Below are 3,086 nucleotides of genomic sequence, written 5' to 3'. Positions count from 1 at the left end.
GACGAGAACCACTACGGGGCGAAGCACGCGGCGGGCACGGGCGGCACGTTCTGCTGGGACTGCCACGACCCCCACGGCGACCGGGCCTCGGGCACGGGGAACATCTCGATGATCCACCGCACGGTGAGCAAGACCAACGACCAGGACGTGGGCAAACCCGGGACCACCGTGGCCGTGACCTTCACCGCCAACACCACGGGCACCGACTACGCCAAGAGCGGGGCGCCCTACGACGGCGTCTGCAACGTGTGCCACACGAGCACCAACCACTACACCTCGAGTTCGGGCGACGGGCACAACAGCACGGCCCGGTGCACCAACTGCCACAAGCACAAGAAGGAGTTCGGGGCCTCGTGCGTGCTTTGCCACGGCACCGACCGGACCACCGACCCCAACGCGCCCCAGGTGGTGTGGGAGGACGGGAGCGCCTCGGGCAAGACCACGGCCTACGGGTCCCACCTCAAGGCGACGACCGGCGAGACCCTCTCGACCTCCACGAACTGGGACGTCCAGTGCAACAAGTGCCACTCGGGCCACTCGGGCCCGGTGACCGTGCCCCTGCCGCCCACGAGCTGGAACAACCGGGACAACGGCTCGGGCACCACCCTGAACATGCAGACCCAGCTCGGCATCGACTACACGGCGAACGGCGGGATCCACCTGGGCGGCACGGCCACCTCGGGCACGACCGAGGCCGAGATCTGCTGGAACTGCCACGGCACCAACGACCAGATCAACGAGTGGGGCTACAACGCCGACACGAACGGGCCGTCGTTCCCGGTGGTGCAGCTCACCGACGTGAACGGCCAGACGGGCGGGTCCTACAACTACGGCTGGCTCTACTCCGACACGGGCTGGACCACCCTGACCCCCTACTGGGTCGACGCGTCGGGTAACGGCATGTACCGGAAGGACGGCTACCAGCACGACTCCGCCACGACCCCGAGTTTCGCCCTGAGCCGGAGGATCTCCTCGGTGCACTCGGTGGATTTCACGGTGGGCTCGAACCCCGGTTCCAGCGTGGCCAATAACGTGGACGGGTCGGGCAACGTGATCCGGACCACCGGGGCCCAGACCCTCGAAAGCCGGGCCCAGATCCGGTGTTCGTACTGCCACGACGTGCACGACCTCAATAAGGCCGTGAACGACACCCAGTCCGGGCGGCCCCACCTTCGGGGCTCGTGGATGGGGAACCCCTATCCCCCCGACATGCCGCCGCTGGCCGGGTATAGCTACCCCATCACGGGCGGCCCCGGCCCGCTGAGCGCGGGGAACCGGTTTTCGTTCAACAACACGAGCCGGGGGGAGAGCGGGGCGTTCAGCGACCCGGTGCCGCGGCTCTGGGCCGACCCGGTGTCCCGGAACAAGGGCGGGTACTTCATCGACGCCAACTCCGGCCGGCCCACGGACGACCCCAGCTACGACACCCTGGCCGAGACGGCGGGATTGTGCATCCTGTGCCACGGCTCCGACGTGGACAACATGGACTACTACACGGGGAGCTCCCTGTGGCGGTTCGGCAACGGCCACTCGAACTCCACCTTGGGCGGCACGGGGGCCAACGCCTCGAACCTGTTCGACGCCCGCCGCACCACCGGGAGCTGGCTCTATATGGCCCACCAGGAGGGGGTCAACGTGTTCGAGTACGGGAACGTGAGCAACGCCAAGACCAACGGGCCGTTTCGGTCCAGCTTCAATAACTTGAAACCCGCAAAACGGGGCGGGCAGTATTCGCCGCCCCGGAACACCGGGTGGTACGGGGGCACGCCGGGGAGCACCACGAGGGGCGGCCAGTACAGCACCTGGTACAGCGCGAGCGGCATCGGCACCGACGGGGTGAACGCCACGGCCCACAAGTTCCCGTGCTCCAAGTGCCACAGCCCCCACGCCACGGGCCTGCCCGCGCTCCTGATCACGAACTGTCTCGACAAGAACGTGAGCAACTGGAGCGCCGCCAATGGCCGGGCGACCCCCAGCGTGCGCCAGGCCAACAACTGCCACCGCAACGAGGGCACGACCTCGGGCTGGCACCGGCTGAACGTGGGCCAGTGATGCCGGCGTCGGCAGGAGAGAGGGGAATGAACGGAAGAAAGGTATGCCGAAGATTCGCCGCCGTCCTCCTGGCGGTGATTCTGGCCGCAACGGGCTGGGCCGGGGAGCGCCTGCGGGAGCCGTTCTCCCAGGGCCCCCCGGAAGGCCGGGTGGCCGGTCGGGACGGCACCGGGTGGACGTATCCGGCCATGGGGTTCCGGGTGGGCAATCCGCTTCGGGTGGAGGCCGCGGTGGATCTCGGCCGGGCGGACCGGGGCGTGATCGCCTTCGACATCCAGCGGTTGCCGGTGGACCTCGAGCGGGACCAACGCAGCGTGTTCGCCCTGCAGGACGCCGCCGGCCGGACCCTCCTTCTGGTGCAGATCGACTGGACGTCGCACTACGACCCCGCCCGGCCCATGGTCTTTCTGGCCGGGGGACGTTACTTCGAGGAGGGGATCGCCTGGTGGAGCCCCTGGATCCTCCTGGACGAGCCGGTAGCCCCGGGGCAGTGGATCCATGTGGAGTTCACGTGGGACGACGACGCGGGCCGCTATGAGCTGTACGTGGACGGCCGGCCCCAGGACACGGAGCCCAAGTTCTACGACGAGGTTCTGGGTAAGGTGGATCCCGATCCGCGGCGGGTCACCAACGAGGTGGAAGCCCGGGCGGGTTTGCCCCCGCGGTATGTGCCCCACCGGTTCGGCGATCTGCTGGGGCGGGTGAGAACCGTGCGGTTCGGGGTCAACTGGGAGCCCGGGGACGTGGAGGCCACCTCGCCCCTGGCCCACGCGGTGCTGGACAACTTCGTGATCGCAGTGGACGAGACGGCCGTGCCGGTGTCGGCGGTGCACGGGCCGGAGTACGACCCGAGGAACCTCCGGGCCGCCATCGGGCCCGAGGGGGTCACGCTGACCTGGGAGCCGCCGAAGGTGCGGGGGGTGAACCAGGGGTATCGGGTGTACCGGCGGGACGGGAAGGGCCGGTTCGAGCGGCTGACGCCCGAGCGGGTCTACGACCTCACCTTCACCGACCCCACGGCCGAGCGGGGGAAG

The 3,086-nt window shown here is 69.0% G+C and carries 2 protein-coding genes; both read left to right on the top strand.

Translation table 11 applies throughout. The features are described from left to right. The coding region (locus tag ACY0I8_RS17350; protein WP_461395747.1) for a hypothetical protein at positions 1 to 2,052 on the top strand (2,052 nt) is incomplete at its 5' end. A 26-nt stretch (positions 2,053 to 2,078) separates the two neighbouring features. Continuing rightward, positions 2,079 to 3,086 (top strand): hypothetical protein (locus tag ACY0I8_RS17345; protein WP_461395746.1); only part of this gene is annotated, 1,008 nt, incomplete at its 3' end.

The organism is Deferrisoma sp., from assembly GCF_054681715.1.
This window is presented reverse-complemented; position numbering and strand designations above follow the sequence as displayed.